Origin of the sequence: Streptomyces griseorubiginosus, assembly GCF_001514195.1 — a bacterium.
Lineage (GTDB): Bacteria > Actinomycetota > Actinomycetes > Streptomycetales > Streptomycetaceae > Streptomyces > Streptomyces griseorubiginosus.
Window position 1 is genome coordinate 390,012 of record NZ_KQ948737.1, and the last position, 14,744, is coordinate 404,755.

A 14,744-nucleotide genomic window follows, 5' to 3' on the forward strand; every position below is an offset into this window, starting at 1 on the left:
TGGGCCGGGGCCGGTGTCAGCGTGCCTCGCGGAACAGAACGTGCCGGCCGGCGACCGGGTCGTACTTGCGCACGACCAGCCGGTCGGGGTCGGCCAGACGGTTCTTCCGCGTCACGTAGGTGAAGCCGGTGCCCGCCGTCGACCTGAGCGTGACGACGGGACGCGTGGTGCTGCGTGCCATGAGGACTCCTTCCACCACCACCGAGCACTTTGACTCGGTCATGTCATGCAGTGGTATCAACGCGGTCGACCCTCGCATCATTCCCGCACCCCCGAACTCCGCCGGGTTGGCCTGACAGGGTGGCGGTGGTGCGTCCTCGCACGTCAACGCCCTCATCCGGGGATGACGCCTGCTAGCTTCGCGAGCTGATCCGAGGACCCGTATGCCTTCGGCAGGGCGGGGCCGTGACCGCGAGGCAAGGGTGATGGCGTGAGGGACGACGTGGAGAGGCCGGCCGGGGCTGCGATCGGGCGCCGGAGTTTCCTGGCCACTACAGCCGTGGCGGCCGGGGCGCCGGCCATCGCGGCAGCAGCACCGGCCTCGGCCGCTGCGAGCTCGCACGGCGGCCCACCGGAGCCGCCGCCGGTCGGTCGGGTCGCGCGTCTGCTGGCCGTCCCGGAGGCCGGCCGCGGCGTCGACTGGCTCCGCTCGGCGCTTCAGGTCGCCGTGGAGCTGGAACTGTCCACGATCCCGCCGTACCTGTGCGGCTGGTGGTCCATCGGGGACCGCAACTCGCAGGCCGCGCGGCTGATCCGGCGCATCATCGACGACGAGATGTACCACCTGGGCGTGGTGTGCAATCTGCTCGTGGCCGTGGGCGGGCAGCCCCGGATCAGGGCGGCGGCACCCACCTACCCCGGCCCGCTGCCCGGCGGCGTGCGCGACGGCCTGACCGTGTACCTGTCGGGTCTCAACAAGTCGTTCGTGCAGATGATGATGTCCATCGAGGCTCCCGAGGAACCGCTCGCCCTCAGCGCCACCGCCACGCACACCGTCGGCGACTTCTACGGCGCCATGCTCGACGGTTTCCAGGTCCTGGCCCCGGAGTTGTCGGCCGGCGGACAGCTGACCGCACGCATCGGCTCCGACGATCTGCACCCCGTCGAGACCCTCCTCGACGTCGAGCGCGCCATCGACATCATCAGGGAGCAGGGCGAGGGCACGAGCAGTTCCCCGGCCGACTCCTTCACCGACGACCACCCGGCGCACTACTACGCCTTCGGCGAGATCTACCACGGGCGGCAACTGCGGGAGACCGCCGAGGGCTGGACGTTCACCGGAGCGCCCGTCCCCTTCCCGGACGCACGCCCCATGGCCCGGGTTCCGGCGGGCGGCTGGTCCCGGCCGTCGGCGTCGGTGCAACAGCTCCTGGACAGGTTCGACAACACCTACACCACCGTGCTGACCTCGCTCGACGCCGCTTGGGCCGACGGCGACCGCCGCACCCTGGGCGCGGCCGTCCACGCCATGCGCGGCCTGGAGGAGACCGCGCTACGGCTCATGGAGACCGAGATCCCGGGGAGCCGGAGCACGTACGGCCCCCAGTTCCACCCGCGTTCGTAGTGTTCGCCGCGCTGCCCCTGGCGACGGGCGGGCGGTGCCGGAGCGCGCGGGACCGGTGATCCCGCAGGTCGTCGCGGTCACCCGTGAGGCGCGGGTGACCGCCGACACCGTGGTGCACACAGACGATGCCGCCTTGTCGGCACACCTGCCGCTCGGAGTACGTCTGTTTTCAGCCACACCCCCACAGCGTCCCTGCACGGAAAGGTACTTCCGTACAGGATCATGCACCTGACATCTTGCATCCACCACTCGTTTCGTACGGCCCGGCCGTGTCCTCGACACGGCCGGGCCGTCTCCGGAGGATGCATTGATACCCCACACATCAAGCCGCTCCAGACGCACCCTGGTGCTGGCGGCCGCTCTCGGCACGGCGCTCACCTTCGGCGCCCCGGGCGCCCTCGCGGGCACGCTCCCCGTCGTTCCCTCCCCCGCGCCGGCCGCGAAGGCCCCCGCCCCCGCTCCGGCCGCCAAGCCGGCTTCCCGGACTGCGGCCTGGGTGGCCGGGACGCGCGCTTACCTCGTGATCACCGCCCCTGGTGACAGTTCGGCGGTCCGTTCGGCGATCACGGCCAACGGCGGCACGGTCTTCTCGAACTTCGACGCCATCGGCGTGATCGTCGCCCACTCGGCGTCCAGCACCTTCGCCGCCACCATGCGCGGCGTCGCCGGTGTTCAGCAGGTCGGTGCCACGCGTACCTCGGACGTCCCGGCCGCCGCCTACGACCCGGCGCTCCCGCCCAATCCGGCCCAGGCCTCCACCCCGGCCGGCGAACCGGTCCGGGCCGACATGAGCCAGATCAAGGCCGACCAGGCCTGGGCCGTGAACCCGGGCTCCGCCTCCGTCAAGGTGGGCATCCTGGACACCGGTGTGGACGACCAGCACCAGGACCTGGCACCCAACTTCGACGCGGCCGACTCGGTCTCCTGCGCCTACGGCAAGCCCGACACCCGTACCGGCGCCTGGCGGGACGTCGACACGCACGGCACCCACGTGGCCGGCACCGTCGCCGCGGCCAAGAACGGCAAGGGCGTCGTAGGCGTGGCCCCCGGAGTGAAGATAGCCGCGGTCCGGGTCGCCGAGCCGGGCAACTCCTTCTTCTTCGCCGAGAACACCATCTGCGGCTTCGTCTGGGCCGGTGACCACGGATTCAAGGTCACCAACAACAGCTATTACACGGACCCGTGGCAGTTCAACTGCCCGGACAACATCGACCAGGCCGCCATCATCGAGGGCGTCAAGCGCGCCCAGGAGTACGCCGAGAGCAAGGGCTCCCTCCAGATCGCCGCCGCGGGCAACGAGAACTACGACCTCGCCCACAAGACGACCGACTCCGCGAGCCCGAACGACTCCACACCGGTCACCCGCACCATCACCAACGCCTGCCTCGACATCCCGACCGAACTTCCGGGCGTGGTCACCGTCGCGGCCAACGGCACGGGCGTCACCAAGGCATCGTTCTCCAACTACGGTCAGGGCGTCATCGACGTCGCGGCGCCGGGCAGCAACGTGTACTCCACGGTCCCCGGCGGCGGTTACGGCAGCAAGAGCGGCACCTCGATGGCCACCCCGCACGTGGTCGGCGTCGCGGCACTCATCGCGAGCGCCAACCCGGGCATCACCCCGGCTCAGCTGCGCACCAAGCTGGCCGAGCAGGCCAACGATATCGCCTGCCCCTCGGACAGCCGCTGCACGGGTACGACGGCCAACAACTCCTTCTTCGGTGAAGGACAGGTCGACGCCCTCAAGGCCGTCGGGGCCACCCCGCCGCCCGGCAAGTACTTCGAGAACCTCACGGACTTCACCATCAACGACAACGCGACCGTGGAGAGCCCGATCGCCGTCACCGGTGTGACCGGCAACGCCCCGGCCACCCTGAAGGTGGGTGTGGACATCAAGCACACCTACATCGGTGACCTGAAGGTCGACCTGGTGGCGCCGGACGGCACCGTCTACACGCTGCACAACCGCGCGGGCGGCAGCGCCGACAACATCGCCCAGACCTACACCGTGGACGCCTCCTCGGAGGTCGCGAACGGCACCTGGAAGCTGCGCGTGAACGACAACGCCGCCTCCGACACGGGCAAGATCGACGCCTGGAACCTGACCTTCTAGCACAGGGCCCGGCAACGCCGCCCACGGGACAGGGACATGGCGGGCCGCGGTTGGTTGGGCCAGCTGCGAACTGCTGGGCGGCAGAGGGCATATGGGCCCCGTGGCGGTGTGCGCCGCCACGGGGCCCACGTGCCGCAATCGTCCAGGAAAGGCCGCTGGGTTACGAGGGGAGTGGCATCGGTAGACTCGCGGCCCTGATGGTCGATGTCCGCCGGGACGGCCCGAGTTGGGGATCGGAGGCAGGCTGGTGTGCAGGGTGGATCATGAGGCCGCAGCGGTGACCGCAACAGCAGCTCTCACGGCGGCCCACCCGCACCTGAGGCAGGGCCCTTCCGCCCATCCGGCACTGCAAGGCTGCGAGGACGTGGAGTGGTCCTCCGTTCCTGGCTGCCAGGTCGACGTCCCTGTCGTCCTGCGCGGACTGCTCGATCCCGAGGCGGCCGAGATGGCGGAGCGGGCACTCGACTGGCTGGTGATGTCAGGGCCGATGTCCATCAGTACCGTGATGCCCGCTGTCGTGCCCTACCTGCTGCGGCTCGCTGCCGATCCATCGCTCCCCCGCCGGGACGAATTGGTCGGGCTCCTGCTCGTCGCCGCCGTCCTGTCCGCACCGACGGACCCGGACAACGCGTGGGACCTCGCGGTCAGCGGCCCGGAGAAGGACCACCCTGAACGGGCCCAGTGCCGAGCGGCATTCGTGGCCGACGCGGCCTGGGTGCAACGCCTGCTGGCCGACGACGAGCTGCGCGCCGACCCTTACCTGGGCGACGAGGACAGAGCGTCCTTCGTCCAAGCAGCCGGGCTGTAGACGCACAACAACACGCCGGGCACAACGACGGCCACTGCTCCAGGAGTTCGCCGCCGACGGGTCTTACCGAAGCCTGGTCTATCGCGCCCAGCGCCCCATGGCCGGCGCGGTGCCGATGAGGCACTCGATGCCGGTCGGGAAGTCGGCGAGGGCGTAGGCGGTCAGACGGAGGTGACCTTCAAGGCAGACCAGGTTGTCCTGGTTCTCCCCGACGAGGATGAGTGGCGGGAACCGCTCACCTCTCATGAGAGCCCGGGCCGCGTCGACGAACGGTTCGTTGGGCACGTCCAACGCCCGCAGCCCTGCCTTGATCCGTGCGGCAGCATCGGTCGGCCGGCGGCTGCCACCCGACAGTTCGACCCAGTAGGAGTAGTCGATGTAGCGAACGTCGGCCGCCTCGCCGGCGGACAGGAATGCCCTGATCCACGTGACCTGATCGGGGAAGTTCTCGAACAGGTCGCGGTTCTCGCCGTACCCACGCGTTGCCGCGAGCAGAGCGCGACGTGCGGTGTTCGCTACGGCGTCGGAGAGGTCCGGATGCGTCAGCAACTGCTCGGACTGCCCGGCCGGCGCCAGATGGGAACGCAGCCTCTGGCCGAACCTCTGGCTGGAAAGCTCGCCACTCAGGAAGCAGGCGACCATCTCGTCCTCGCCGCTCTTGCCCAGTACCTGCACGACGTCAGCATAGATGCGGCCTTGCCGGCCGGTCGGACGCCTTCCACCCTGCGATAACGCGGGTTCCACCCACAGCCGCCTGCGTGCTTCAGTGACTGCGCGCCGGATCTTCCGGTGCGCACAGCGAGGAGGACCAGCGGTGGAATCTGTAATCGTGATCAGCACCCTGCGGCTGCGCGCCGAGCGGGCGGACGAGGCCCGGAAGGTCATCGCGTCGGTGGTCTCGCAGACCCACGAGGACACGGGCTGCCTCACCTACGCGGCACACGAGGACGCCGCCGATCCGCTCACCATGGTGCTCGTCGAGAAGTGGGCCTCGCAGCAGGCCATCGACGAACACAGCCAGGCTCCCTTTCTCGCCGAAGCGATGAGCCGAGTGGGAGAACTGCTCACCGCCGAGCCCGAGATCCGCGTCATCACCCCGCTCGGATACGGCACGAGCGACAAGGCCGTGCTGCGCTGACCAACGGGCAGAGGTGATGCCAGGCCCACCCCCACCGGGGTGCTGGGCCGCTGGTGGGCTCCTCGGGCCGCTCATAGCGTCGGAGCATGACGGATGCCACGAACGAACAAGGAACAGGCACCTCCAGGCGGGCGGCGCTGCGAGGTCTGGGGCTCGCGTTAGGGGGCGCGGCCCTGGGCGGCTCACTCGGGGCCTCACGAGCAGCCGCAGAGCCGCGCCAAGGGGGCACCACCTACGTGCTGGTGCACGGCACTCACAGCGCCGGCGCGTTCTGGATGCCGATAGCCCGGGAGCTGACGCTGCGCGGTCACCGTGTCGTCATGGTGGACCAGCCGCGGCATGGTACGCAGGCCTTCGTCCCGGAGTCGTACCAGCGGCAGGACCTCGCCGCGATGGCGGTCGAGCCGTCCCCGCTCAAGGGGCTCGGGCTGGACGACTACGAGGCGCGCGTCACCGGCGTCGTGCGGCGCGCGGCACGCAACGGCCCGGTGGTGCTGGTCGGGCACAGCTTGGGTGGCGTCTCGGTAAGCCGGGTCGGCAACGCCGTCCCGCATCTGCTGCACCACATCTGCTACATGGCCGCCTTCTGCCCCAGCCGTTCCCTGCCCACTGCGGACGCCTGCACGGCGGCACCCGAGAACGCCGACGCCGTCAGTCCCGTCGAGCTGACAGTGGGTGACCCGGAGCGTCTCGGGGTGCTGCGGCTGAACTTCCGGACAGGTGACCGCCGTGCACTGGCCCTTCTGAAGGAGATGATCTGCGCGGACTACCCCGACGCGGACTTCCGCCGGATCCTGGCCGGCATGCAGACCGACGAGCCCGTCACGGCTTACGCGGGCCGGGCGGTCGGCCGGGCTGACAGCTGGGGCCGCATCCCCCGCACCTACCTGCGCTTCGGCAAGGACCGGACCATCGCCACCGCGCTCCAGGACAGGATGGTCGAGGAGGCCGACGCCCTCACACCCGGCAACCGCTTCCGCGTGCACGACTATCCCGAGGCGTCGCACGTGGGCCCGCTCGATCCCTCCTCCGTCGCCGACGTCCTGAACACCCTTGCGGCATGAACGCAGCTGGTTCAACTCCGTAGCGGCGAGCTTTACCGGTGACAGGGGCTCGGGCCGTGTGCCGCTCCCCTGAGTGGGTACTCCTGGATGTCCCCGTCCTCGTATGCAAGGAGAATGAGTCTGATGGCCACCGTGTCGCTCACCGGAGCGTCCAAGGAGGACGCCGCCACCGTCTTCAGCGTGCTGCGGACGGCGTTCCCCACCGACCGCCCTGCTGACGACCTGCCCCAGGAACAGCCGGGCGGCCAGGACCTCGTGTGGACAGCGGAGTTCGAGCCGACGCAGGAGTGGATCCCGACCGATCCCATCCCCCTGGAGGGCCCGGTCTCCGCCACACTGCAGGGCGGCTACGCGGCCGTGGATCAACTCCGTGAAGCCCTGGGTGCCGCGTTCACCGTGGAGGAGCAGGGCGCGGTGTCGGGAGACCAGGAGCAGGAGGTCGACCTGCTGCTCCGGACGAAGCGGTCGTAGCGCGGACGTTCACCTGGCTGGGACGGACCGTGCCGGCCCCACCCTTCGCCTCTGCCTCTGCCCCTCAGTCGACGTGTGCCGGCGTGTGCAGGATCCTGTCGTGGTCTGCCCCGCGAACCGGGCCTGTGAGGCGGAGGGTGCCGGTGAGGCGGATGTCGGTGCTGGAGGAGCCGAGCATGACGGTGATGGCACCGGGTTCGACGATGCGGTGCAGGTCGGGGCCGGTGTAGGCGAGCCGGTCGGTGTGCACGCGGAAGGTGACCCTGCGCTGCTCGCCGGGTTCGAGACGGACCCTGGTGAATCCGGTCAACTGGGTCACCGGGCGCGGCAGTTGTGCGATCGGATCGGCGGTGTAGAGCTGGACGACCTCTGTGCCGGCGCGGTCGCCGGTGTTGCGGACGAGGCAGCTGATGTCGACCTCGCCGTCCGTGGGGACGGTGTCGGCGCTCAGGGTGAGGGCGTCGTACGCGAAGGTCGTGTACGAGAGCCCGTGGCCGAAGGGGTAGGCGGGCGTGGGGTCGAGGTTGCTGACGCCCTCGGTGTTGCCGCCCAGCGGGGCATGTAGATAGGTGCCGGGCTGGCCTCCCGGTGTGCGCGGGACCTGGACGGGCAGCTTGCCCGAGGGCACGACGCGTCCGGAGAGGATGCCGGCCAGGGCGGGCCCGCCCTCCTCGCCGGGGAAGAACGCCTGGACGACCGCGGCCGCCCGGTCGGTGTACGCGCCGAGGGCGTAGGGGCGTCCGGAGACGACGAGCAGGACGACCGGGGTGCCGGTGGCGAGCAGTGCCTCGACCAGCTCGCCCTGGACGCCGGGCAGGGAGAGGTCTTCGGCGTCGCAGCCCTCGCCGGAGGTGCCGAGGCCGAAGAGGCCCGCCCGGTCGCCGACGACGGCGACGCAGACGTCCGCGTCCCGGGCCGCCGCCACGGCAGCGTCGATGCCGTCGCGGTTCGTGTCCTTGACGGGGCAGCCCTGCTCGTAGGCGATCAGGGTCCCGGGAAGCTCCGTGGCCAGGGCTGCCAGCAGGGAGTGGGCCTCGATGCCGTTGTCGTGGCCGGGGTGGTGGGGCAGGACGTGGTTGGGGAAGGAGTAGCAGCCGAAGAAGGCGTTCGGGTCGTCGGCGCAGGGGCCGACGAGAGCGATGGACGCGGTGTCGGCGGCCAGCGGGAGGACGCCGGCGCAGTTGTCGAGCAGGACGACGCTCTGCTCGGCGAGGGCGCGGGCCAGTGCGCGGTGCTCGGGCGGGTCGAGGTCGACGGGCTCTGTGGACGTGGTGGTGTCCGGGTCGAAGTCGGCGTCCAGGAGGCCCAGTTCGACCTTCTGACGCAGGACGCGGCGAACGGCGCGGTCGACCAGGTCCTCCGGAACGGTGCCGTCGCGGACGAGTTCGGCGAGGGGTTCGCCGTAGCAGAGGGTGTCGGGGAGTTCGACGTCGATGCCGGCTTCGAGGGCGCGGGCGCCGGCCTCGCCGTAGGTCTCGCCGATGCGGTGCATCGTACGGAGGAAGGCGATGGACCAGTAGTCGGAGACGACCGTGCCCTCGAAGCCCCACTCGTCGCGCAGGAGCCGGGTGAGCAGCGTGGGGTCCGCGCCCGCCGGTACTCCGTCCACGTCGGCGTAGGAGTTCATGACCGAGCGGGCGCCGCCGTCCCGGATGGCCGCCTCGAACGGGGGCAGGATCACGTCGGCGAGCTCCCGCGGGCCCATGGAGACGGGTGCGTGGTTCCGGGCGCCCTTGGAGGCGGAGTACCCGGCGAAGTGCTTGAGGGTGGCGATGATCCCGGCGCTCTCCAGGCCGCGGACGTAGGCGGCGCCGCAGGTCGCGACGAGGTACGGGTCCTCGCCGAGGGTCTCCTCGACACGGCCCCAGCGGTAGTCGCGTACGACGTCCAGGACCGGTGAGAGCCCCTGGTGGACGCCGACCCGGCGCATGCTCGTACCGATGGCGCCCGCCATGCGTTCGACGAGTTCGGGGTGGAAGGCGGCGGCCCAGGCCAGCGCGGCGGGGAAGACCGTCGCGTGGTGCGTGGTGAACCCGGTCAGGCACTCCTCGTGGGCGATGGCGGGGATGCCGAGCCGGGTGTTGTCCATCAAGTCGCGTTGCAGGTTCGCCAGTTGGGTCGCTCCCGTCGAGGGGTCGACGGGCTTGGTGCCGAACGGGCGGGTGAGATGGCCCAGTCCGTCCTTGCTGGCCTGCTCGTACTCGGTGTGCCGGGCGAAGACGTCCTGCATGGGGGCCACGTTGCCGCTGACGTGTTCCACGCCGGGCCAGGCGCTGCCGAGTTGGGCGAGCTTCTCTTCCAGGGTCATCTGGGCGAGCAGGGCCTCGACTCTGTCGTCACGGGGGCAGGCCGGATCGGCCCAAGGCGTGGTCATGGCATGTCCTCGGGGTGCTAGGCGCGGGGAGGCTGTTCAGGAAAAGGGGGAGGTGGGCCGGCCAGGAAAAGGGGGGTGGGCCGGTCAGGAAGCGGCGGGCGGCGGGGCGGTGGACGAGCGGACGACGAGCTGGGTGGCCAGCTCCACCCGGTGGCTGTCCAGGGGCTCGCCCGCGATGAGCCGGAGCAGGGTGCGCAGCGCGGCACGGCCGATCTCGACGAGGGGCTGGCGGACGGTGGTCAGGGGCGGGGCGGAGGTGCTGGCCGCGCCGGTGTCGTCGAAGCCGACGATGCTCAGGTCCTCGGGCACCCGCAGGCCGTGCCGGCGGGCGGCCTCGATGACGCCGAACGCCGACTGGTCGTTGCCCGCGAAGACCGCGGTCGGCGGGTCCTCGAGGGCGAAGAGTTCCAGGGCGGCCCGGTGGGCGGGCTCGAAGCGGAAGTCGCCCCGCTTGATGAGCCGGGGGTCGGGGGTGACGCCGGCGGCGGTGAGCGCGGCCTGATAGCCGTGCAGACGGGCGGTGTTGCAGACGGCGTCGTGCGGGCCCTCGATCATCGCGATCCGGCGGTGTCCGAGTTCGAGCAGATGCTGGGTCGCGGTCATACCGCCGGTGAAGTTCGTCGCGCCGATGCTCGGCACGCTCTCGTCGGGCACATTGGTCGGGTCGATCAGCACCACCGGGATGCCGGCCTGTGCGAACTGGGCGCGCTGGGGGGCCGTCAGCACGGAGGTCACCAGAATGAGGCCCTCCCGCCCGGCGTTCGTGATCTTCCGGGCCCAGGCGGCACCCAACGGGTCGTCGGGCGCCGTACCGAGGACGACGTCTACGCCCGCCTCGGCCGCGGCCTGGGTCACCCCCTGTGCGATGACCAGGTTGTTCGGGTTGACCAGGGCGTCGAAGGTCAGGTCGATCGTGCGCACCGGCGACTGTGCGCCGCCCGGGCCGCGGGCCACGTAGTCGTGCTCGACGAGCAGCTGCTCGACGCGCGCCCGGGTCTCGGGAGAGACGTCGCTGCGACCGTTGACCACCTTCGACACGGTGGCCACGGACACCCCGGCCGCTTCGGCGACACCGGTCAAGGTGGTCCGGCTCCGCGTAACGGCTCTCTTCCCCATGCCTGATCCTTTCGAACGTTTACGGGGACGGTAGCGCAAGCTTTCGCACCGGTCCAGAGCAGATTTGCTCGAAGAATAGTGCGCTCAGCGTCTTGACCCCCTCACACTGCGGACCTAATTTATCGGCCAGAAATCGCAGAGGTTTCGAAAATTTTCGAACCGGATCCTCTGTAGAGCAAAGGAGCTCCCGATGGCCCTGAGAACCCCGATCCGCGTCATGGTCACCGCCTCGGCGACGGCACTCGCCCTCACCCTGACCGCCTGCGGAAGCAGTGGGCGCAGCACCGGAGCCGGCTCCGGTGACGGCGCGCTGGTCTGGGCACTGACCCAGGGGTCCGAGGCGACCTTCCGAGCCTCCGCCACCGAGTGGAACAAGCAGCACCCGGACAGCAAGGTCACCTACCAGTACTTCCAGAACGATCCCTACAAGCAGAAGCTGCGCACCGCCGTCGGTGCCGGCAACGGCCCGGTCCTCTTCGAGAACTGGGGCGGCGGCGGACTCAAGAGCTATGTGGACGCGGGAAAGGTCGCCGATCTCACCGCCGACCTCGACGCCAGCCCCGCCTGGAAGAACCGCATCTTCCCCTCGGTCCTGAAGTCGGCCACCTTCGACGGCAAGACCTACGGAGTCCCCGTCAACGGCGTGCAGCCCGTGGTCCTGTACCTCAACCAGGAACTCTTCAAGAAGGCCGGCGCCGAGCCGCCGAAGACCTGGGACGACCTGCTCGCCCTGGTGAAGAGGTTCAAGGCAGAGGGCATAGCGCCGATCTCCATGGGCGGCGCGTCCAAGTGGCCGGACCTGATGTGGCTGGAGTACCTCGTCGACCGCGTCGGCGGCCCCGACACCTTCGCCGCCATAGCCGACGGCAAGAAGGGCGCCTGGTCCGACCCGGCCGTCCTCAAGGCCGCACAGATGATCAAGCAGCTCGTCGACGCGGGCGGCTTCGCCAAGGGCTTCACCTCCGTCTCCGCCGACACCGGCCAGGCGGAGGCCCAGCTCTACACGGGCAAGGCGGCGATGCTCCTCCAGGGCAGCTGGGGATACGGATCCATCGCCACCGGCGCGCCCGAGTTCGTCGCCGGGGGCAAGCTCGGCTGGACCGGCTTCCCGGCGGTCACCGGGGGCAAGGGCGACGCGACCGACATCGTCGGCAACACCGCCAACTTCTTCTCCCTGTCCGCACAGGCGAGCGCCAAGGAGAAGAAGGCCGCCGTGGCGTACCTCAAGGACGGCGTCTACAACGACACCTATGTCGACAACCTGCTCAAGAACGGCGACGTCCCGCCCGTGAAGGACCTCGACGCCAAGATCAAGGCGTCGGCCAACGCGGACTGGTCGTCGTACGTCTACCAACTCGCCCGCGACGCCAAGAACTTCCAGCTCTCCTGGGACCAGGCCCTCAGCCCCGAGCTCGGCAACGAGCTGCTCACCCACCTCGACCAGCTCTTCCTGGGCCAGATCAGCCCGGAGCAGTTCTGCGCGCAGATGGACGAGGCGGCCGCGAAGTGAGCACCGCCAAGATCTCCCCGACACCCAGGCAGCAGGGCGGTCCGCCCTTCCTCATGGCCCTGCCCGCCCTGCTGCTCTTCGCCGTCTTCGCGCTGGTCCCCATGGGAATCGTCGTCTACCTCAGCTTCACCCGCTGGGACGGACTGGGCAGCCCGGCGTGGGCCGGGACCGGCAACTGGCACGAGGTGCTGACCAGTGACGTCACCCGGCACGCCCTGTGGCTCACCCTCAAGTTCATGGTGGTCTCCTGGCTGGTCCAGACCCCGATCAGCCTGCTTCTCGGTGCCTTCGTCGCCGGACAGCAGCGCTACCGGGCCCTCCTGGCGGTCATCTACTTCGTCCCGCTGCTGATCTCCACGGCGGCCATCGCCATCATCTTCAAGAACCTGCTCGACCCCAACTTCGGCCTGGGCGCGAGCCTGAACCTGCCCCTGCTGAACAAGAACTGGCTGGGCGATCCCGAACTCGCCTTCTACGCCGTCGTGTTCGTCATCGCCTGGCAGTTCGTACCGTTCCACACCCTGCTCTACCAGGCGGGCACCCGGCAGATCCCGGGCTCGCTGTACGAGGCGGCGTCCATCGACGGGGCCGGCCGGCTCGCCCAGTTCTGGCACATCACCCTGCCGCAACTGCGCTACACCCTCGTCACCTCCTCGATGCTGATGCTGGTCGGCTCCCTCACCTACTTCGACCTCGTCTTCGTCCTCACCGGCGGTGGCCCCGGCTACGCCACCCGCCTCCTCCCTCTCGACATGTACATCACCGGCTTCCAGAGCAACGAGATGGGCCTCGCCAGCGCGATCTCCGTCGTCCTGGTCGCCGCAGGCCTCCTTCTCTCCCTGATCGTCGTCCGCTTCTCCGGCTTCTCCCGGATGCGCAGCCAGCAGGCAGGTGTGTGATGTCCGCGCTCTCCCACGCCCCGCAGACCGACTCCGGGACCCGTGCGCCCCGGTCGTCCGCAGCACCGTCCACGCCGCCGGGTGTCCTCGCCCGCCTGCGCCGCACCAACGCGCCGGGCGCCCTCGGCGGCCTGGTCTGGCTGCTGATCGTCCTCGTACCGGTGTACTGGGTCCTCGTCACCAGCCTCCGCACCCGCGAGGGCTTCTTCGACGCCAACCCCCTCGCGGTCCCGACCCGCCCGACGCTGGAGAACTACCGCCTCGTCCTGGACAACGGATTCGCCCACTTCCTGTGGAACAGTGTCGTGGTGACCGCGGGCGCCACGCTGCTGACCCTCGTGGTGTCCTTCCTGGCCGCCTACGCCATCGTGCGCGGCACCAGCCGGGCCCTGCGCTGGACGTTCAGCGTCTTCCTGCTGGGGCTCGCCATCCCGCTCCAGGCCACGATCATCCCGGTGTACTACCTGATCGCCAAGGCGCAGATGTACGACACCCTCGGCGCGGTCGTGCTCCCCTCGGCGGCGTTCGCCATCCCGCTCACCGTGATCATCCTCGTCAACTTCCTCCGGGACATCCCGGACGAGCTGTACGAGTCGATGCGCGCGGACGGCGCGGGCCACTGGCGCATGCTGTGGAATCTGGCCCTGCCGCTCTCCCGCCCCGCCCTGATCACGGTCACGATCTACGACGCGCTCAACGTCTGGAACGGCTTCCTGTTCCCGCTGATCCTGACCCAGAGCCCCGACAAACGCGTCCTGCCCCTGTTCGTGTGGAGTTTCCAGGGCGAGTTCACCATCAACGTCCCCGCGATCCTCGCCGCGGTCATCCTGTCCACCCTCCCCACTCTCGCCCTGTACGTCCTCGGCCGCCGCCAGTTGATCGGCGGCCTCACGGCGGGCTTCGGCAAGTAGCGGCCGGTGTCGGGGGGAGTGATCCCCACCGGCGGACGCCGGTTCAGCCGAGGTGAAGGCTGCTCAGGGCGGTGGTCCAGTCGGTGACTATGGCCTTCTGCGCGGCGGCGAGGGTGACCTGGCCCTTGCACACCGCGGTGTGCAGCTTGGTCTCCACCGGGTCCTTCTTGTTGTTCACCCCGGCTCCCTTGCGGTGGCCCGGGTCGGCAGGCTCCACCCACAGGTTTCTGGGGTCGTTGGGGTCGCCGCCGAGCTGAAGACTGATCAGGTGGTCGTACTCCGCGTCCGCCATCCTCCCCGTGAACCCGTAGGACGCGGCGTTCAGCTTCTTCTCCTTGCCCGTCACATACGCGGAGGGGCGCACCCCGGAGGTGTAGCCGCCCTTGCGGCATATCGTCGAGGCCAGGTTCGCCTGCGTCACCGCCGGCGATATCGCTCCGGGCGTGCAGGCCGGGTCCTCCAGCGGCTCGCCGTGCTCGTAACGGTACTTGCAGCTCCCCGCGGGGGGTTGCTTCTGCACGGTGTAGTGCTTCTGTGGGCCCGCGCCCACCGCGATCGACTTCCCCTCACCCTGGCCGGGCGCCCCCGCCGCGACGCTGCTCCCTCCGGACGACGTCGACGTACCGAGCTGGACGGAGGAACAGCCCGCAAGCAACAGACAGGCAAACAGGACGGACGGCACAGCACGGCGGACAGGACGCATGACGGTTCCTCACAGACAGACGATGGCTGAGCAGATGCTCCTCCACTCTCGTTTCGTCCCGTCGCGCGGGGTG

14 protein-coding genes are annotated in these 14,744 nt (G+C 69.8%); 9 read left to right on the top strand and 5 right to left on the bottom strand.

Translation table 11 applies throughout. The features are described from left to right. Positions 1-16: 16 nt before the first annotated feature. Positions 17-181: a 50S ribosomal protein L33 gene (gene rpmG / locus AQJ54_RS20110; RefSeq protein WP_062239261.1), complete on the bottom strand. Its 165-nt coding sequence runs from the start codon at positions 179-181 to the stop codon at positions 17-19. A 249-nt stretch (positions 182-430) separates the two neighbouring features. Between rpmG and AQJ54_RS20115 the strand changes: the two genes are divergently transcribed. The 3 genes from AQJ54_RS20115 to AQJ54_RS20125 all read left to right on the top strand — a co-directional run bounded on the left by AQJ54_RS20115 (position 431) and on the right by AQJ54_RS20125 (position 4,485). Beyond that, positions 431-1,564 (top strand): ferritin-like domain-containing protein, encoded by a 1,134-nt coding sequence (locus tag AQJ54_RS20115; RefSeq protein ID WP_062239264.1) that lies wholly within the window; start codon positions 431-433, stop codon positions 1,562-1,564. 346 nt (positions 1,565-1,910) lie between these two features. Continuing rightward, positions 1,911-3,677: a S8 family peptidase gene (locus AQJ54_RS20120; protein WP_062239267.1), complete on the top strand. Its 1,767-nt coding sequence runs from the start codon at positions 1,911-1,913 to the stop codon at positions 3,675-3,677. A 277-nt stretch (positions 3,678-3,954) separates the two neighbouring features. Then, complete coding sequence (locus AQJ54_RS20125; RefSeq protein WP_246090882.1) at positions 3,955-4,485, top strand: hypothetical protein; 531 nt, start codon at positions 3,955-3,957, stop codon at positions 4,483-4,485. A gap of 78 nt (positions 4,486-4,563) precedes the next feature. Here the strand turns inward: AQJ54_RS20125 and AQJ54_RS20130 are convergent, their stop codons facing one another. Beyond that, the gene (locus AQJ54_RS20130) at positions 4,564-5,160 is read right to left on the bottom strand and encodes a hypothetical protein (protein WP_246090884.1); all 597 of its coding nucleotides are present in this window, start codon (positions 5,158-5,160) and stop codon (positions 4,564-4,566) included. A 139-nt stretch (positions 5,161-5,299) separates the two neighbouring features. Between AQJ54_RS20130 and AQJ54_RS20135 the strand changes: the two genes are divergently transcribed. The 3 genes from AQJ54_RS20135 (at position 5,300) to AQJ54_RS20145 (ending at position 7,158) form a co-directional block, all read left to right on the top strand. Continuing rightward, positions 5,300-5,623 (top strand): putative quinol monooxygenase, encoded by a 324-nt coding sequence (locus AQJ54_RS20135; protein WP_159055538.1) that lies wholly within the window; start codon positions 5,300-5,302, stop codon positions 5,621-5,623. Positions 5,624-5,859: 236 nt separating this feature from the next. Next, a complete protein-coding gene (locus AQJ54_RS20140; RefSeq protein ID WP_062239273.1) occupies positions 5,860-6,687 on the top strand; it encodes an alpha/beta hydrolase in 828 nt (275 codons plus the stop codon). A 123-nt stretch (positions 6,688-6,810) separates the two neighbouring features. Further along, positions 6,811-7,158, top strand: coding sequence for a hypothetical protein (locus AQJ54_RS20145; RefSeq protein WP_062239276.1), 348 nt, complete (start codon positions 6,811-6,813; stop codon positions 7,156-7,158). 64 nt (positions 7,159-7,222) lie between these two features. Here AQJ54_RS20145 and AQJ54_RS20150 read toward each other — a convergent pair whose 3' ends face one another. Both AQJ54_RS20150 and AQJ54_RS20155 read right to left on the bottom strand, forming a co-directional pair. Then, positions 7,223-9,532 (bottom strand): beta-xylosidase/alpha-l-arabinosidase, encoded by a 2,310-nt coding sequence (locus AQJ54_RS20150; protein WP_062239279.1) that lies wholly within the window; start codon positions 9,530-9,532, stop codon positions 7,223-7,225. 84 nt (positions 9,533-9,616) lie between these two features. Next, a complete protein-coding gene (locus AQJ54_RS20155; protein WP_062239282.1) occupies positions 9,617-10,648 on the bottom strand; it encodes a LacI family DNA-binding transcriptional regulator in 1,032 nt (343 codons plus the stop codon). Positions 10,649-10,838: 190 nt separating this feature from the next. Here AQJ54_RS20155 and AQJ54_RS20160 point away from each other — a divergent pair, with 190 nt between their 5' ends. The 3 genes from AQJ54_RS20160 to AQJ54_RS20170 are packed head-to-tail and all read left to right on the top strand — an operon-like array spanning position 10,839 to position 13,968. Next, positions 10,839-12,158 (top strand): extracellular solute-binding protein, encoded by a 1,320-nt coding sequence (locus AQJ54_RS20160; protein WP_062239285.1) that lies wholly within the window; start codon positions 10,839-10,841, stop codon positions 12,156-12,158. Beyond that, entirely contained in the window at positions 12,155-13,057 is a 903-nt protein-coding gene (locus AQJ54_RS20165) for a carbohydrate ABC transporter permease (protein WP_062239288.1), read from the top strand. Before AQJ54_RS20160 ends, AQJ54_RS20165 begins: the two co-directional genes overlap by 4 nt. Beyond that, entirely contained in the window at positions 13,057-13,968 is a 912-nt protein-coding gene (locus tag AQJ54_RS20170) for a carbohydrate ABC transporter permease (RefSeq protein ID WP_169808241.1), read from the top strand. The genes AQJ54_RS20165 and AQJ54_RS20170 overlap by 1 nt, the downstream gene beginning before the upstream one ends. A 43-nt stretch (positions 13,969-14,011) precedes the next feature. Here the strand turns inward: AQJ54_RS20170 and AQJ54_RS20175 are convergent, their stop codons facing one another. Continuing rightward, positions 14,012-14,671 (bottom strand): hypothetical protein, encoded by a 660-nt coding sequence (locus AQJ54_RS20175; protein ID WP_062239291.1) that lies wholly within the window; start codon positions 14,669-14,671, stop codon positions 14,012-14,014. Positions 14,672-14,744: the final 73 nt, after the last annotated feature.